This is a genomic window from Paenibacillus sp. 01T422, from assembly GCF_056398785.1.
On sequence record NZ_JBFTQB010001079.1, the window covers coordinates 1 to 1,887 of the forward strand.

Genomic DNA, 1,887 nt, shown 5'->3' on the forward strand with positions numbered 1-1,887 from the left:
GTATGTTCCTTATGAAGAGGCAAATAGGATTGTTAATAGCATAGCTAAAGATTATACAGAAAATTGGAGACGATATTTAGATGAGTTAATTAATGAAGGGTTATTTACACAGAATATTTTCTTAATTGAAAATCAATATGTTGACGGTATTTACTTTGCATATGAAAGATTTGATGATCATGTAAGTGTTGCATATATGCTTGACAAACATTTAGATAAGCAAGATCCACATTTGTCATTTGAAGAGGGCCAGATTTTATTTGAGTATATAAAGGATGAAAGAGCACTTTATTATCATAAAGGTTATTTAGAGGCTCTAGCAATTCAACTACCGGAAATCGTTAACATTGAACTGTTTGAAGTTGTATCAAAACATAAATCACATCACATAGTAGTAGAGGCCTTTATTAATAGCCTATTGTGGAGAAAAACTGAAACAATTACTGAAAAAGTTATTCCTTTTATTAATAAGATTGTTATGAAAAGAAACGGGACATTCGAAATGTTTTGGGACACAATTTTACAGGTATCCTCAAATCCTAAACACTTTTTTAATGGAGAAAGAATTCATTATAGATTAATGAAGGACACTCTTCCACGAAGAGATGCTTGGTGGACACCATTTATTAGTAACCATTACAATGGATATTCTGCAATAAAGAGAATAATAGACTGGGCTTGGTCGGCAGAGGATCGTGGATATATAAGTGATGAGTCAATTAAATTATCTGCGGTCACAGTTTCATGGTTTCTCACAAGTCCAAATCGAAAATTACGTGATTCTGCGACAAAGGCACTTGTGTGTCTACTTCAAAATAAGTTGAATGTTTTAGTTGAAGTATTACAATTATTCGAAAAAGTTAATGATCCTTATGTATATGAAAGAATATTCGCGGCTGCATATGGTTGCGCATTAAGAAGTAAGAATAAAGAAGATATATTTGAACTTAGCATATATGTTTATAAGACAATATTTAATAAGAAGTATACGTATCCTCATATATTATTGAGGGATTACGCAAGAGGTATTATTGAGTATTCCGTTTACTTAGGAATGCATGAAGGTTTGGATCTTACAAAAATAAGACCACCATATCATAGTAAGTGGTACAATCATATTCCTACTCTTGAAGAAATAGATCAATATGAGTTCGATTACAAATCTGAGGGTTTCCAAGATAAGTATTGGTCTCAAAATACAATATTAAATTCAATGACAACAGAATATGGTAGAGGGACAGGTGGATATGGCGATTTTGGGAGATATGTCTTTCAAGGCGCAGTGAAAAATTGGGAGCAGTATTTCGATACCCAATCTCTAAGTAATATTGCAACACTTAGAGTATTTCAGCTAGGCTACGACGTTGAATTACATGGGGATTATGATAGGAACCACGTTAAAGCATACAATAGACATGAACATAAGAATGAGAGAATTGGTAAGAAATATCAATGGATCGCTTTTCATGAATTGTTAGCAAAGTTATCTGATAGATACCCTATGAGTGAGTCCGAAGGTTATGAAGTTGGTGAAGTGGTTGATTTTGATATGGATGCATTTCTTGCTTCACTTAATGCTAAGTTAATTTGGGCAAATGATACATATTCTGATACAGATACAGGTAATGCAGAAGATTTAAATACAGATTTTTTTATTAATTTGGATTCCAACGAAGCAGAGGGAAAACGTGAACTGATCTACAAGGATATTCCTTATAGTGGCCCATGGAATCCATTCGTTCGCGATATTGACCCTACTATACTAAACAATAGAATTAAAGAAAACAAAAACTATTATAATAGTATTTTTGAGTTTCCTGAAAATGATATTGAAAAATGGGTACATGATTTTAAGCAAATACCCAAGTTTGAAGATTTAATTTATAC

At 32.4% G+C, this 1,887-nt stretch carries 1 pseudogene; it reads left to right on the forward strand.

The features are described 5' to 3' along the window. Positions 1-1,887 (forward strand): annotated as a pseudogene (locus tag AC1DUA_RS35710) (hypothetical protein); the annotation flags it as partial.